Source organism: Limosilactobacillus viscerum, from assembly GCF_947387525.1.
Lineage (GTDB): Bacteria > Bacillota > Bacilli > Lactobacillales > Lactobacillaceae > Limosilactobacillus > Limosilactobacillus viscerum.
In genome coordinates, this window is the sequence record NZ_CANDNW010000084.1 from 1 (window position 1) to 297 (window position 297).

General features: G+C 52.2%; 2 tRNA genes. Both read left to right on the forward strand.

Annotated elements, in window-relative coordinates:
* Positions 1–123 precede the first annotated feature (123 nt).
* Positions 124–215 (forward strand) — tRNA-Ser (locus QOS07_RS09365).
* A gap of 7 nt (positions 216–222) precedes the next feature.
* Positions 223–294, forward strand: a tRNA-Glu gene (locus tag QOS07_RS09370).
* Positions 295–297 lie beyond the last annotated feature (3 nt).

The window sequence follows — 297 nt, forward strand, 5'->3', positions numbered from 1 at the left end:
GAACACAGAAGTTAAGCTTCAACACGCCGAAAGTAGTTGGGGGATCGCTCCCTGCGAGGATAGGACGTTGCCACGCGATTTAGCGGACTTTGGCACCTGGCTTTGTGCCAGGGTTCGGATCTTGGAGAGTTGTCCGAGTTGGCCGAAGGAGCAGCATTGGAAATGCTGTATACGGGTTAAAGCCTGTATCAAGGGTTCGAATCCCTTACTCTCCGTTTGAATGACCCGTTAGTCAAGTGGTTAAGACACCAGCCTTTCACGCTGGTATCGTGGGTTCAAATCCCGCACGGGTCACTT